A 13,644-nucleotide genomic window follows, 5' to 3' on the forward strand; every position below is an offset into this window, starting at 1 on the left:
CCGGCGCCTGGACTCAGGCGGAGAAGCTTTGATTGACGGCCTTGCCGCCGATCTTGACGTTCTTCAGTTTTAGTCCCTTGACGTTGTAAAGGTACATGGGCTTGTCGGCATTGACCGGCGTGCCCAGATCGCAGTCGCTGACTTCGATGTCGGACACCGGCAGCACCACCGGCTTGCCCGGACCGTTGTAGTCCGACGCCACCGGCCCCAGGATCACGATGGCCTGGTAGCAGGAGTAGCTGCCTGCCTTGGTTTCGACGTTGGCGCAGGTGACGTTCGAGATCCGCACATGGCTGACGCTCGGCGGACGGATACGCACGTTGTCGTTGACCGGATCGTAGCCGCAGTCGATGGTGATGATGCCACCGGCCGACGTGGCCACCGATTTGGTCGGGATCAGCGAACCTGGCAACGTCGAATAGAACGCCGGCGTGGTGCGGATGCCATTCGGGATATGCACGTTACGCACATGCATATTGCGCAGGTAGCCGCCGCGGCTCATATTGGTCTTGAGGCGGATCGCGATGTTCAGCGGGTCGCTTTTCCAGTTGCTGTTCTCGAACACCAGGTTCTGCGCGTAGATGTTCTCGATCCCGCCGGACATGATGCTGCCCAGCGTGAGCGCGCCATGACCGCTCTGCATCTTGCAGTTCTGGATCACGATGTTCTTGGCGGGGCCGAACTGGATATCCGGACCCTTGCCCGAATCGATGGCGATGCAGTCGTCGCCGGTGTTGAAGTGGCAGTCTTCGATCAGCACATTGGTGCACGATTCAGGATCGAAGCCGTCGCTGTTCGGGCCCATGCTGTTGGCGTAGACCTTCTTCACATGCATATCGTGGCAGTTGACCGGATTGTGCTGCCAGAACGGCGTGTTGGTGGTCTGGTAGCCTTCGAACAGCACGTTGGTGCAGCTGATGAACTGCACCATGTGCGGCCGCAGGTAGTGGCCGATGCCGAACACGCGCTTGGCCACCGGGACGCGGGCTTCCGCCAGCGAACGCAGGTAGTAGGAGTCGGTGCGCCACTTGTCGTTCGGACCCTGGATGAACAGGGCTTCCGCTTCGCTCAGGTGGGGGGCGATCTCGCGCAGGGACGTCGGGTTGGCCGGGTTGACGTGCACTTCGGTCTTGCCCTTGGTGTGCTTGACGTAGTTGCCTGCGCCGGCGGCGATGTCGCCGGCCCAATTCGGTTTCTCGCGGCCCTTCCACGACCACCAGCAATCCGGATCGCCGTCGAAGGCGACGCCGGCCTGGCCATCCAGGATGCTGGTCCAGTCCTCGCCGGTCAGGGCGATGTTGTCCTGGCCGTGCGCGTACACCATCGACGAGTAGTTCAGAAGGTCGTTGCCTTCCCAGCGCGTGATCGACAGCTTGCCGTTCTTGCCGCAATCGTAGGCGCCGTACTTGGCGTAGTCGGCCGGGTTGTTGCTGAAGTAGACGTGGGCGCCGGCCTTCAGGTGCACGTTCACGTTCGACAGCAGCACGATAGGGCCGGCGCACAGCCAGTTCCCGGCCGGGATCACCACGCGGCCGCCGCCGGCCTTGTGGCAGGCCGCGATGGCCGCTGCGATCGCCGGGTAGCAGTCGTGCGAGCCGGCCACCGGGGTTTGCAGCGTGTCCGACTCGGTGAACGAAGTCCATGCCGTTACCGGTTTGGTCTCGCAGGTGGCGGCGCCGAAGGCCGTCACCACGAAGTCTTCGTCGCGGAATTTCAGCGGTTTCTTGAAGCGGTCGATGATGGCTTGCGCCTCCTTCCACGGATCGGCCGCCTTGGCGCTGGCGGCCAGCGCCGCCGGGCCGGCGCCACCTGCCAGGCCGGCCGCCGACAAGGCTTGCAGGAAGCGGCGGCGGCCGAGGCCACCGCCTTTCTGTTCGTCTTTATGCATCTGTGTTCTCATCAGAAGGTGTAGGTGGCGCGGACGTTGTAGGCGCGACCGATCGGGCTGGCGGCGCTGCTCAGATAACCGAAGCTATACAGGCTGCTGTTGGTGACAGGCGGATTCACGTTGAACAGGTTGTTGATGCCGGCGGTAACCTGGATGTTCTTGAAGCCGTTGTAGGTCGTGGTCCAGTTCCACACCTTGTACGAGTTGATGTTACGCCAGTACTGCTGCGCCACCAGGTTCTGGTCGGTGTATTTGGAGTTGTAGTTCTGGGTCAGCTGGGTGTTCCAGTTGCCGGCGGCCCAGTTCAGCTTCAGCGTGTGCTTCCAGCGGAAGGTGATGATAGGCAGGCTGCTGGTGGTGCCGTTGCTGGCCAGGCCGAACTGGCCGATGTTCGACACGTAAGGGCTGCCGCTATCGAGCTGGTTGTCGAACTGGGTCAGGTAGGTGCCGTCGAGCGAGACCTTGAAGTCGCCGTAGGAGGTGTGCGGGAAGGCATACGAACCCGATACGTCGATACCTGCGGCCTTCTGGCCGCCCAGGTTCATCGTGGTGTTCTTGATGTAGTTGATGGTGCCGTCGGCGTTACGCACGAAGAACGATGCGTACTTGACCGGATCGAGGAAGTAGACCTGCTCCGGCAAGTTCGCCAGCATATTGGTCATCTTGATGTTCCAGTAGTCGATCGATACCATCGACGACTTGGTCGGCTCGAACACGGTACCCAGCGTGAAGCCCTTCGACTTCTCCGGCACCAGATCGGCATTGGAGCCAGTCTGCTTGGGCAGCGTGGTGTTGCAGACTGCCGAGGCGACGTAGCCAGCCAGCGGCTTGCCGGTGCCGGCCACGCCAGGCGTGCCGCCTGGGCAGAGAACCGGGTCGTCCCACTTGGCCGAGGTCAGGCCGGTGGCGCCGGGCAGGCGGTAGCCGTAGCGGTCGAACAGCGTCGGTGCGCGGAAGCCGGTGTTGGCCGAGCCGCGGAACATCAGCTGCTTGGTCGCCTCGTAGCGGAAGCTGATCTTCGGATTGATGGTGTTGCCGAAATCGCTGAAATGGTCGTCGCGCACGGCGGCGTTCAGTTCCAGCTTTTGGGTGAGCGGCACATTCAACTCTGCGAACAGCGCTGCGACATTGCGCGCGCCTTCGCCGTGCGATGGCGAGGCACTGGCGTAGGTGACTTCGGCGCTGATCGGCAGCTTGGTGTCTTCGGTGGTGTCGCGATGGAAGTCCGCGCCCAGCGCCAGCGCCATCGAGCCGCCCGGCAGTTCCATCAGCGCGCGGCTGGCGGTCAGGTCGATGCCGGTGAAGGTCGACTTGGAGGTGCGGTTCTTGGCGCCGTCGACCTTGACGGTGTCGAGGTAGGCCTGGCCGGCGGAGTCCTGCAGGCCGAATGGATTGAGCGCGCCGCTCTTGAGGCCATCGAGCAGGCCCTGGCCTTTGGCGTAGCCGGACTGATAGTAGTTGTCGCGCTGCGAAATACCGACCACCAGGCCGGCCTTGTAGTCCCAGCCCGCCAGCGTGCCTTCATCCATGACGGAGAGGCGCTGGTTCAGCTGCACATCCTTGGTGGTGGCCAGGCCCAGGTCGGCCACGGCCCAGGTCAGGATCAGCGGTGCGTTGTTCAGGCCCGCCACCGCTGGCACGCCGCCGCTTTTACCTGGATACCATTTGCTGGTCGATGGCAGCGTGGCGCTGACGCCGTTGACGGCCAGCGCGTTGGTCGGGTTCTTGGTGCCGAGGATGAATTCCTCGCCGCGCGAGTAGTCGATGGTGACGACGTGGTCTTCGCTCAGCTTTTTGGCGGCGCGGGCGTAGAACGTGACCTGCTGGTTGGCGTACAGCGCGGTGCCGTATTCGTTGGCGTCGAGGACGCAGGTGCCCTTCTGGCCGACGATCGAGTAGGGCGCCAGGCAGCCGCTTGCGGCGTATGGGTTCTGCGCGGTCTTGTTGGTGGAGGTGGTGAAGTTGGCCGGCGTGGCGTTGCCGCCGCTGCCCAGCGTCGGCGCGCGGCCGATGCTGGTCAACAGGGCGGCGGAGCTCAGGTCGGCGCGGTCGCGCGCGGCCAGGCGGGTGCGCTGGTGGGCGTCGATGGTGCCGTAGATGCTCCAGCCGTCGCGTTCCAGGTTGCCCTTGCCCCAGGTGATGCTGGCGCGTTGTTCGTCGCCGCCGCCGTTCTTCTCCGGCTGGACTTCCTGGCCGGTCAGCGACAAGCCTTCGAACGAGGTCTTGGTGATGAAGTTGACCACGCCGCCGATGGCGTCGGAGCCGTAGATCGAGGAGGCGCCGTCGCGCAGGATCTCGACGCGCGCCAGTGCGCTCATCGGTATCACGTCCAGGTTGGCGTAGCCGTCGGCGATCGCCTCGTTGGCCATGCGGCGGCCGTTGAGCAGCACCAGGGTGCGGTTCACGCCCAGGCCGCGCAGGTTGATGTTGGTGCCCGAACCGGCGTTGGACGGCGCCAGCGATGCGGACTGCGGCAGCGACATCATGACGTCGGCCAGCGTGGTGATGCCTTGCTTGATGAAGTCTTCCGCCTTGACGGTGCTGACCGGCAGCGACGCCTCGGTGGCCAGGCGCTTGATGCTGGAGCCGGTCACCTCGACGCGGGTCATTGCCGCTTCTCCGCTCTGTTGCGCGGCCGCCTGGTTGGCCAGCGTCAGCACGGCCACGGTGATGGCCGACAGCAGCAGGCGGGGTTGGGCGGAACGGTTCTGGACCGAGTGATCGGACTTGTTCATGCGTGTCTCCTTCGTCTTTTTGAATAAAGTTATGCGCCGTGCTGGGAAAAGCACTGGACGGGATTGGAGCACCTCGCGTACTCCGTGCCGTTGAGACGAGGGCCGTCGTGGTGAACACGGGCCGAGGTCGCAAGACGGTCGATAACTTATTGCTTTGTTCGCGGACCGGCATCGAGGCCGGTCCTGCGCTACTGCCTTACTGCTTGCTACAACTTCTTATCCGCGCGAGAAGGTGCGGGTCACGCGTTCCAGGTGGGCGCGCATGGCTTTGCGCGCTGCCGCCGGATCGTGGGCGGCGATCGCCTCCAGGATGCGGCGGTGGTCCTTCAGCGTTTCCTGGCGCAGTTCCTCGGTCTGGAAGTGTTCTTTCAGCTTGTGCCACAGGCGGCCGCGCTGGTCCCACAGGTAGTCCAGCGATCCGACCAGCGCGCTGTTGCCGGTGGCGCGCGCTATCGCCAGGTGGAAGTTGCGGTCGGCGTTCTCGTTGCTCGAATAATTGTGGTGGTTCTGCTCCATCTCGACGACGGCCTTGAGGATGGCGTCGATGGCGCCGTCGGTGGCGACGCGGGCGGCGATGGCGGCGATCTCGGATTCGATCAGGCGGCGCGCCGACAGCACTTCGAACGGACCGGGGCCGGCTTCGGGCAGGTCGGCCGCCGAGGGTTCCGGCACTTCGCTGACGTAGACGCCGGAACCGCCGCGCACTTCGATCACGCCGCCTAGTTCCAGCGCGATCAGCGCTTCGCGCAGCGAGGCGCGGCTGACGCTCAACTTGGTGGCCAGGTCTCGCTCCGACGGCAGGCGCTCGCCGCCGGCGATCTTCTCTTCGCGTATCAGGTCCTGGATGCGGTCCGCCACCACGCGGTACAGACGCGGTTCGTGGGCGGTGCCATCGGCAGGGGCGGAAGTCTTTTTCAGCATCTGTGTCTCGTATTCGTAGGGTGGCTTGGATATCGCCATCTGGTCAGGCCATTCTAAGGTGGTCAGACCAAATATGCAATGTGGACTAGCCAAATTAATTTTTAGCTGTCATACTAAAATCGTCATGCAGCTGCGGGAAGGGCGAGTTTACAGGGCTGTAGCCCAGCAAACAAGCCGTTTTCGCCTGTGGTGCCAAGGCCACAAACGGCGCCGGTCCGGCCGGCTTTGAAGTGGCCTGACCACTTTTGCAGCGCACAAAACTACGCAAAAACAACGCGAAAAACAACGTTCGCCGGGACGCAGGGCCCGGAACAGGAAGACAAGGAATACACATGCCGACACCGACGATCACAGGTACGCCGCGCTACATCCTCATGCACGACAACGACAACGTCGCCATCGTCGTCAACGACGGCGGCCTGCCTGCCGGCGCGGTCTTCGCCGACGGCCTGGTGCTGCGGGAAGCCGTGCCGCAGGGGCACAAGGTGGCGCTGTGCGCCATCGCCAAGGGCGATCCGGTGCGGCGCTACAACGTCACCATCGGCTACGCCGCGCACGATATCGCCGCCGGCAGCTGGGTCGCCGAGCCGCAGGTGGAGATGCCGCCCGCGCGCGAACTGGTCAACCTGCCGATATCGACCAGGCTGCCGCCGCCGGCCGAACCGCTGGAGGGCTACACGTTCGAAGGCTTCCGCAATCCCGACGGCAGCGTCGGCACGCGCAACATCCTGGCCATCACCACCACCGTGCAGTGCGTGGCGGGGGTGGTCGAGTTCGCGGTCAAGCGCATCAAGGATGAACTGCTGCCGAAGTATCCCAACGTCGACGACGTGGTGGGGCTGGAGCACACCTACGGCTGCGGCGTGGCGATCGATGCGCCGGGCGCGATGGTGCCGATCCGCACGCTGCGCAATATCAGCCTGAATCCGAATTTCGGCGGGCAGGCGATGGTGGTCAGCCTGGGTTGCGAGAAGCTGCAACCGGCGCGCCTGTTCCCCAAGGGCTCGATCCCGATCCAGAACGGCGGCGGCGCCGATCCGGCGCTGGTGTGTTTGCAGGATGCGGCCCATGTGGGCTTCATGTCGATGATCGATTCGATCATGAAGCAGGCCGAGATCAACCTGGCGGCGCTGGACCAGCGCCGCCGCGAGACCGTGCCTGCCTCCGAGCTGGTGGTCGGTGTGCAGTGCGGCGGCAGCGACGCCTTCTCCGGCGTGACCGCCAATCCGGCCGTGGGCTATGCCACCGACCTGCTGGTGCGCGCCGGCGCCACGGTGATGTTCTCCGAAGTGACCGAGGTGCGCGACGGCATCGACCAGCTGACCTCACGCGCGGCCACGCCGGAAGTGGCGCAGGCCATGATCCGCGAGATGGAGTGGTACGACAATTATCTCAAGCGCGGCGGCGTGGACCGCAGCGCCAACACCACGCCCGGCAACAAGAAGGGCGGCTTGTCGAACATCGTCGAAAAGGCGATGGGCTCGATCGTCAAATCCGGCAGCAGCCCGATTTCCGGCGTGCTGTCGCCGGGCGAGAAGCTGACGCAAAAAGGCCTGATCTACGCCGCCACGCCGGCCAGCGATTTCATTTGCGGCACGCTGCAAGTGGCGGCCGGCATGAACGTGCATATCTTCACCACCGGCCGTGGCACGCCGTATGGACTGGCCGCAGTGCCGGTCATAAAAGTCGCCACCCGCAACGAGCTGGCGGCGCGCTGGCATGACCTGATGGACATCAACGCCGGCAGCATCGCCAGCGGCGAGGCCACGATCGCGGACGTCGGCTGGGAGATGTTCCAGCTGCTGCTCGATGTCGCCAGCGGACGGCGCACGTGGGCGGAAAAATGGAAGCTGCATAACGCACTGGTGCTGTTCAACCCGGCCCCGGTGACCTGATAACAAGAGACTGAATCATGACCAAACCATTCAAACGATTGCTGCTGACCGGCGCCGCCGGCGGCCTGGGTAAAATCCTGCGCGAGCGCATCAAGCCCTGGGCCGATGTGGTGCGCCTGTCCGATATCGGCGACATGGGCGGAGCCCGCGAGGGCGAGGAAATCGTCCAGTGCGACCTGGCCGACAAGGCCGCCGTGTTCAAGCTGCTGGAAGGCGTGGACGCGGTGCTGCACTTCGGCGGCATCTCGACCGAGAACACCTTCGAGAACATCATGGCGGCCAATATCGCCGGTACCTACAACCTGTATGAGGCGGTGCACAAGCACGGCGTCAAGCGGGTGGTGTTCGCCAGTTCCAACCACACCATCGGCTACTACAAGACCACCGACTACATCGATGCCGACAGCCCGATGCGGCCGGACAGCCTGTATGGCGTGAGCAAATGCTTCGGCGAGTCGCTGTCGCGCTACTACTATGACCGCGCCGGTATCGAGACGGTGTGCCTGCGCATCGGCTCATCGTTCCCGGAGCCGGTCAATCCGCGCATGCTGGTGACGTGGTTCAGCTACGACGATCTGGTGGAGTCGCTGCGGGTATCGCTGTTCACGCCGCGCGTGGGCCATACGATATTGTTTGGCGCGTCGGCCAATCCGGGCAGCTGGTGGGATAACAGCAAGGCGGCGCATCTGGGCTTCAATCCCAAGGATAGCTCGACGCGCTTTGCGGCGAACTTCCCGGACACCGGCGCCTATCCGCCCAAGGATGATGTGGCCACCATCTACCAGGGCGGCGGCTTCCTGATGTCCGGACCGCAGTACAAAGACTAGGCCGCAGCAGTGCTGCGGACTAGAACGCGATAGCGCCGTGGCCGGAGAACCGGCTGCGGTACTGGCTTGGGCTCACGCCCAGCTGGCGCTGGAACACGCGCCGCAGGTTCTGCTCTTCCACATAGCCGGTGTTGGCCGCGATGGTTTTCAGCGGCAGCATGGTCTTCTCCAATGCGCGGCAGGCGGCTTCCAGCCGCATCGCTTCCACCATCTTGGCCGGCGTGCGTCCCGATTGGCTGGCGTAGGTACGGGCGAAGGTGCGCGGCGTCATGCCGGCTTGTTCCGCCAGCCGGTCCACGGTCAGGTTTTCGTGCAGGTTGGCGGCGACCCAGGCGTGCAGGTCGTCGAAGCGTCCGCCTTCGTGCGCCTGCGCCGCCAGCGGCACGCTGAATTGCGACTGGCCGCCGGTGCGCTTGATGAACATCACCAGCTGGCGCGCCGTTTCGATGGCGACGTGATGGCCGTAATCCTCCTCGATCAGCGCCAGCGTCAGGTCGATGCCGGCGCTGACGCCGGCCGAGGTCCATACCGAACCGTCCTTGATGAAGATTTTGTCGGCGTCGATGGCGATGCCGGGGTGCTGTTTTTGCAGGCGGTCCACCCATTCCCAATGCGTGGCGGCGCGCTTGCCGTCCAGTAGGCCGGCGGCTGCCAGCAGGAAGGCGCCGGTGCAGACGGAACACAGGCGGCGCACCTGCGGCGCCCGGTGCACGATCCAGTTCACCAGCGCCGGCGGCGCGTAGTATTCCTGTCCCTTGCAGCCGCCCGGAGCGATCAGCGTGTCGATGGCCAGGCCGTCCAGCGTGGCGATGGCGACCGTCATCACCGGCAGGCCGGCGCTGGTGGTAATCAGGCCGCCGTCCGCGGAGGCGACGATGGTTTCGTACAGCGCAGGACCCTTGCCGGTGTGGCGCTTGCTGGCGGTGGTGAGCGCCTGCAAGGGGCCGCACAGGTCCAGCAGGTTCATGTCGTCGTAGGCGAGCAGTACGACGCGCAGGGTTTTCTTTGACGGCATGACGGTACTCGCGTGGCGGGCTTCAATGGTAGGAAGGATACTCGAATTCGAGCGCGACCAGCAGGGCGGTGCGGTGGCCGTAGCGCTGCTCCAATCCTTCCAGCGCGCGGTCGAGCGCCTGGGCGGGCATGGCCGCCGCGGCGGTGGCCGGCAGCAGCTCCGGCGCATCGGCCGCGCCCTGCACGCGATCCGGCACGATGGTCAGGCCGGAGCGCGATTGCAATGGTTCGGCGCTCGCGGCGACCGAATAGACCTTGCTGCGCTTGGAGCGCGACCAGGCGTCGGCGGTGAAGGCCAGCGTGATTTCATCCATGCCCGGCGTGACCTGAACGCCGATGTCGTCGCGGGAGTGGAACCACTGATTGGTGTAGCCGGCGATGTAAGCGGTGAGGTTGGTGCCCAGCCGTGGACGGAAGATGTCGCTGTCGTGGGTGGTGCTCCAGTCGGCGACACCGATCTGCTGCGCCACTTCGGTGGCGCGCGCGGTGCCGGCGATGGCTTCCACCAGTGCCAAAGCGGTCGGCATGGCGGCGCTGACGCCGGCGCTGGAGATGACTTTGCCGTCGGCGACGTAGCGGATATTGCTGACCCATTGCACGTCCTGGTAGTGCTCCTTGCGATAGGATTCGGTGGCCCAGTGCGCGGTGGCGCGCTTGCCCTTGAACAGGCCCGCATTGGCGACGATCAGCGCGCCGTCGCAGATGCTGACGACGGTGGCGCCTTTTGCGCCTTGGGCGGCGACCCAGGCCACCAGCGTGGTGTCGTCCGGCTTGACGACGGCCGGCACGATCACATAGTCGGCGCCTTGCGGGTAGCGCTGGTCGAATTCGGCGGTGGTGGCGTCGGGCTGGAGCTTCAGCGCCGGGCGCATGGACAGCGGACCGGTTTGCGTGGCGACGCTCATTAACTGCACCGCGCCCGAGCGGGCAAGTATGCCGTAGGGGATGACGAAATCGGTCAGCTCGGTGCCGCTGTTTTCGCCGACCACGGCGACCAGCGGCTTGGCGCGGCCGAAGCGGTCCTGATAAGCTGGAATATCGCCGGCGGTGGCCAGTCGGCCGATCAGCAGGAAGAGGTAGATCAGTTTGCGCATGGTGACGGCCCTGTGTGTGGTTTGACAGGGATTATCCGGCGCGCGGACCGTGGCAGGATGACATAAAACAGTCAATTCCTGCCACGGCGGTTTTGATTGCTACATCCAGAACTGCCAGGACAGGATGACGGCGTTGTACACCGCATGCACCAGCATCGGGCCGAGCAGGGTCTTGCTGCGCTCATAGGTCCAGGCGGTGCACAGGCCGAGCACGAACACCGGCAGCATCGAGACCGGCGGATGCACGACGGCGAAGATGGCTGCGCTCATCAGCATGGCCGGCGCCGCAGGCATCGAGCGGCGCAAGCCGCCGTAGATCAGCCCTCGGAAGATGAATTCTTCGAACAGCGGCGCCGCCAGCACGGCCAATGCCAGCAGCCAGCCGCGCGGGCCGGCCGATGCGGACATCTGCCTGGCGATCTCGGGCCACAGCGACGAGTGCTGCAGGCCGGCCATGTAGGCCAGGCCGGCGGCGCAGGCCACGGCGGCGGCCATGGCGCCGTAACCCAGCGTCAGCGCCGTGTCGCCGCCGCGCAGGATGGCCGGCACGCCGGTGGTCTTGCTGCGCCAGTAGACGAAGCGCATCAGCACATAGACCAGCAGGCCGGATGCCGCGAACGCGATGGTCACGGCTTTCAGCGTGGGCGTCGTCGCGCCCCGCATGAGCAACAGCGTGGCCAGGCCCTGCATGATGAAGAACGCGGTGGCGGCGATCAGGCCGTCCGAGGTGGAGACGCGCGGCGGCGGCGCGGCGGCCGGGTCCAGCAGGTAGGGCAGGGCGTCGCGCGCCTTCTGCCACAGCGCCAGCGCCATCGACGCGACCAGCACCATCACCACCAGTTTCTGCGACCACACGCTGCTGTAGATCGACCAGGTGTAGAAGCTGGCCAGCAGCATGTAGAGGTAGATGTAGGTCGGCCGCACGCGGGCGCGCGCATCGACCGCCTGCGGATCGCAGGCGAACACGCCGAGCGAGACGGCGATCAGCGAGTAGATCGGGATGCCGGCGAAGACCGTCAGCAGCAGCACCAGCATCGACCATTCGAAGTGCGTGGTGTACCAGGCGCTGATGCCGATGACGACCAGCGGGTAGAGCATCGTCAGCGTTCCCCACAGCTGGGCCTTTTCCTTCAACACGCTTTCGATAGAACGCGGCACGGTGTACAGCAGCCACAGGACCTGGCCTTCGTTGTTCAGCGTCTGGAAGGCCGACAGCATCAGCACGTAGACGCCGATGCCGAAGGCGATGGCGGCGGTGGTGGTGTGATGTTGGCCCAGTTCCGCGAAGCTGTTCAATTTGCCGTTGAAGATCATCTGGCTGACCACGATCACCACCGGCAGCACCAGCGTTTGCACCAGGAAGTTGCGGTCGCGGCTCAGCAGCCGCAGCTCGCGGCGCTTGATCGGCGACATGGCGCCGGACAGCCAGGCGCGCAGGCCGCCGCGTGCCGATGCGCCGGCCCCGCCGATGGCCGGCTGTTTGCGCCGCACGCTTTCCCGCGAGCCCGCGTTGACGACGCCGTTGCGCAGCTGGTAGCGCATCAGCGCCACGCCGGCCGATATCAGCACCACCGTCTGCACCAGCAGCAGGGCGACCGCTTGCGCGGCTTGCGCCATGCCGGGCGCCTGCATCGCTTGCAGCACCAGGCCTGGCGGCGTCCAGCCGGCCCACGCCGGGAAGGCGCGCGCCCAGTCCATCACGAAGCCGCTGGCGCCGGGCATGCCGAGCGCCATGACGAAGTAGATCAAGGGCATGCTGAACAAGCCGGTGACCGCTTGCAGATTGCGCAGCTGCGATGCCGGAAGCCACATGCGCAAGCCGGTGTCGGCCAGCGTGTGCAGCAACGCGGCCAGCGGCAGCAGCACGAGCAGCGCCGCCAACGCGGCCAGCGGTGCGAACCAGCCCAGGCCCGAGTACCACGCGATGATGCCGAGCGGCGGCAGCAGCGCGAACATGCCGCTGAAGTTGGCGGCGCTGCGTTCCAGCAGCCGTCCCCACAACAGCGTGGAGCGTTCGACCGGCATGGTGACCAGCCATTCCATGTCCCAGTCTGGTTGCGCCAGCTCCTTGCTGCCGAGGGGGAGCAGGACGGCGATCCCGAACAGCAGCGTGATGACCATCGTCAGGCCGTGCGCCAGCTCGGGTTGGAACGGCGCCTGATGCAGCTCGTCGGCGGTCAGTTCCATGTTGTCGCGGCGTTCGCCGTCTTTCTCTACCACGTGGCAGGCGCTGTCGGCGACCAGGTGGCAGCCCATGTTGAGCACCACGTTGCGCGACAGGCCGACGAAGGAGAAGGCCATGAACAACACCATCACCACGGTCAGCACCCACATGCTGCTCGTCTTGGCGATGCCGTCGCGCGCCTTCTTCTGCTTGTTCTTCCCCCTGAATTTGCGGAACAGGTTATTGGCCACCATGTTGCGCTGGCGGGTCAGGCGCATTTTGGTCATCAGCCAGATGGCGCGCGCCTGCGATAGCGGCTGGGCCGCCTGCTGCGTCATTCCGCCTGCTCCTCTGCGGCTTCGTCGGTGATCTTCAGGAACACGTCTTCCAGCGAGCCGCTGGCCGAGGCCTCGGCGCGGATTTCATCGAGCGTGCCGGTGGCGACCAACTGGCCGTGGTGGATGATGCCGACGCGGTCGCACAGCTTTTCCGCCATGTCCAGCAGATGGGTGGAGACGAAGATGGTGACGCCGCGCGCGGCCGCCGCCAGCAGGCGCTCCTGCACGTCGCGCGAGGCGCGCGGATCGAGGCCATTGATCGGTTCATCGAGGATCAGCACCGCCGGATCGTGGATCAGCGCGCAGGCCAGGCCGAGGCGCTTTTTCATGCCCAGCGAGTAGTTGACGGCGTAGTCTTCGGCCGCTTCTTCCAGGCCGAATTCGGCCAGCAGGCGCGCGCCGCGTTCGGTCGCCTCGGCGCGCGAGTAGCCGTGCATCTCGCCGACGAATTGCAGGATCTCGCGGCCGCGCAGGTAGTCGTAGAAGATGGGGGTGTCGGGCAGGTAGCCGACGCGCCGTTTGACTTCGGCCGGCTCGGCGTGGCAATCGAGGCCGTCGATCAGCACGTGGCCGGCGCTGGGCACCAGGATGCCCATCATCATGCGGATGGTGGTGGTCTTGCCGGCGCCGTTGGGGCCGAGGAAGCCGAATACCTCGCCGCGCCTGACGGTCAGGTTCAGGGGTTTGACGGCGTTGAAGCCGCCGTAGATTTTGGACAGTCCCTGGAATTCGATCATATGGTTCCCGACAATGTTATGAGATTTTCTA

General features: G+C 65.2%; 9 protein-coding genes. 2 read left to right on the top strand and 7 right to left on the bottom strand.

Translation table 11 applies throughout. The annotated features are described in order from the left end of the window. Positions 1-13 precede the first annotated feature (13 nt). From RUGAMON1_RS05080 to RUGAMON1_RS05090, 3 genes are all read right to left on the bottom strand, one after another. On the bottom strand, positions 14-1,888 hold the full coding sequence (locus tag RUGAMON1_RS05080; RefSeq protein ID WP_445229478.1) for a glycoside hydrolase family 28 protein: 1,875 nt from the start codon (positions 1,886-1,888) through the stop codon (positions 14-16). 11 nt (positions 1,889-1,899) lie between these two features. Continuing rightward, positions 1,900-4,623, bottom strand: a complete 2,724-nt coding sequence (locus RUGAMON1_RS05085; RefSeq protein WP_445229479.1) for a TonB-dependent receptor plug domain-containing protein — start codon at positions 4,621-4,623, stop codon at positions 1,900-1,902. A gap of 216 nt (positions 4,624-4,839) precedes the next feature. Then, positions 4,840-5,583 carry a FadR/GntR family transcriptional regulator gene (locus tag RUGAMON1_RS05090; protein WP_445229480.1) on the bottom strand — a complete coding sequence of 248 codons (744 nt, stop codon included), beginning with the start codon at positions 5,581-5,583 and terminating at the stop codon, positions 4,840-4,842. A 293-nt stretch (positions 5,584-5,876) separates the two neighbouring features. On the opposite strand from RUGAMON1_RS05090, the gene garD reads away from it, so the two are divergent. Then, complete coding sequence (gene garD, locus RUGAMON1_RS05095; protein ID WP_445229481.1) at positions 5,877-7,439, top strand: galactarate dehydratase; 1,563 nt, start codon at positions 5,877-5,879, stop codon at positions 7,437-7,439. A gap of 17 nt (positions 7,440-7,456) precedes the next feature. Further along, positions 7,457-8,266: an NAD-dependent epimerase/dehydratase family protein gene (locus tag RUGAMON1_RS05100; RefSeq protein WP_445229482.1), complete on the top strand. Its 810-nt coding sequence runs from the start codon at positions 7,457-7,459 to the stop codon at positions 8,264-8,266. A 19-nt stretch (positions 8,267-8,285) separates the two neighbouring features. Here the strand turns inward: RUGAMON1_RS05100 and RUGAMON1_RS05105 are convergent, their stop codons facing one another. From RUGAMON1_RS05105 to RUGAMON1_RS05120, 4 genes are all read right to left on the bottom strand, one after another. Beyond that, entirely contained in the window at positions 8,286-9,281 is a 996-nt protein-coding gene (locus RUGAMON1_RS05105) for a GlxA family transcriptional regulator (RefSeq protein WP_445229483.1), read from the bottom strand. A 22-nt stretch (positions 9,282-9,303) separates the two neighbouring features. Then, positions 9,304-10,374 (bottom strand): DJ-1/PfpI family protein, encoded by a 1,071-nt coding sequence (locus tag RUGAMON1_RS05110; RefSeq protein WP_445229484.1) that lies wholly within the window; start codon positions 10,372-10,374, stop codon positions 9,304-9,306. Between the two features lie 99 nt (positions 10,375-10,473). Next, positions 10,474-12,876: a CPBP family intramembrane glutamic endopeptidase gene (locus tag RUGAMON1_RS05115; protein WP_445229485.1), complete on the bottom strand. Its 2,403-nt coding sequence runs from the start codon at positions 12,874-12,876 to the stop codon at positions 10,474-10,476. Then, positions 12,873-13,613, bottom strand: a complete 741-nt coding sequence (locus tag RUGAMON1_RS05120) for an ABC transporter ATP-binding protein (protein ID WP_445229486.1) — start codon at positions 13,611-13,613, stop codon at positions 12,873-12,875. The genes RUGAMON1_RS05115 and RUGAMON1_RS05120 overlap by 4 nt, the downstream gene beginning before the upstream one ends. Positions 13,614-13,644: the final 31 nt, after the last annotated feature.

It is taken from the genome of Duganella rhizosphaerae, from assembly GCF_040364205.1.
GTDB lineage: Bacteria > Pseudomonadota > Gammaproteobacteria > Burkholderiales > Burkholderiaceae_D > Rugamonas > Rugamonas rhizosphaerae.

What these genes read in the sequence shown, in the direction of transcription:
- RUGAMON1_RS05110 (WP_445229484.1), bottom strand. Translation starts at nt 10,374, where the DNA reads ATGCGCAAACTGATCTACCTCTTCCTGCTGATCGGCCGACTGGCCACC.
- RUGAMON1_RS05105 (WP_445229483.1), bottom strand. Translation starts at nt 9,281, where the DNA reads ATGCCGTCAAAGAAAACCCTGCGCGTCGTACTGCTCGCCTACGACGAC.
- RUGAMON1_RS05085 (WP_445229479.1), bottom strand. Translation starts at nt 4,623, where the DNA reads ATGAACAAGTCCGATCACTCGGTCCAGAACCGTTCCGCCCAACCCCGC.
- RUGAMON1_RS05120 (WP_445229486.1), bottom strand. Translation starts at nt 13,613, where the DNA reads ATGATCGAATTCCAGGGACTGTCCAAAATCTACGGCGGCTTCAACGCC.
- RUGAMON1_RS05100 (WP_445229482.1), top strand. Translation starts at nt 7,457, where the DNA reads ATGACCAAACCATTCAAACGATTGCTGCTGACCGGCGCCGCCGGCGGC.
- RUGAMON1_RS05080 (WP_445229478.1), bottom strand. Translation starts at nt 1,888, where the DNA reads ATGCATAAAGACGAACAGAAAGGCGGTGGCCTCGGCCGCCGCCGCTTC.
- RUGAMON1_RS05115 (WP_445229485.1), bottom strand. Translation starts at nt 12,876, where the DNA reads ATGACGCAGCAGGCGGCCCAGCCGCTATCGCAGGCGCGCGCCATCTGG.
- garD (WP_445229481.1), top strand. Translation starts at nt 5,877, where the DNA reads ATGCCGACACCGACGATCACAGGTACGCCGCGCTACATCCTCATGCAC.
- RUGAMON1_RS05090 (WP_445229480.1), bottom strand. Translation starts at nt 5,583, where the DNA reads ATGGCGATATCCAAGCCACCCTACGAATACGAGACACAGATGCTGAAA.